Origin of the sequence: Mixta mediterraneensis, from assembly GCF_030283135.1 — a bacterium.
Taxonomy (GTDB): Bacteria; Pseudomonadota; Gammaproteobacteria; order Enterobacterales; family Enterobacteriaceae; genus Pantoea; species Pantoea mediterraneensis.
In genome coordinates, this window is record NZ_JASUAZ010000156.1 from 1 (window position 1) to 439 (window position 439).

Genomic DNA, 439 nt, shown 5'->3' on the forward strand with positions numbered 1-439 from the left:
GTGAGACGCACATAACGCAGTATGCGCTTCACAGCAGACCAGTGTACATCAGTAGGAGCATGAAGATACTGGCACACCCTGTTAACCGCAAAGGAGAGATCAGGATGCGTGATCGTCAGATACTGCAGGCCACCAACAATACTCCTGTACTCTGTCGCGTCAGAAGTAGAAAGAAGCACACCATCAACAGCATTGAGCTTATCAGTGGTAGACATGGGTGTAGTCGTCGGTTTGCACTTAAGCATCCCAGCTCGCTGCAACAAATCCAGAGAGTACTTCTTCTGCGTCATAACAAGGCCAGCAGCACGAGAAGTAACCTCCACACCAAGAAAGTAATGAAGCTTCCCAAGGTCCTTGACCGCAAAATCAGCACCAAGTGAGCGAACAAGCGCAGTAGCAGCCGACTGAGAGGAGCTGACCAAAATGATATCATCTACAT

The 439-nt window shown here is 49.2% G+C and carries 1 protein-coding gene; it reads right to left on the reverse strand.

All coding sequences use genetic code 11. The annotated features are described in order from the left end of the window. Nucleotides 1-439: reverse transcriptase domain-containing protein (locus tag QRY16_RS22025; protein ID WP_289778071.1), on the reverse strand; the 439-nt coding region annotated here is incomplete at both ends.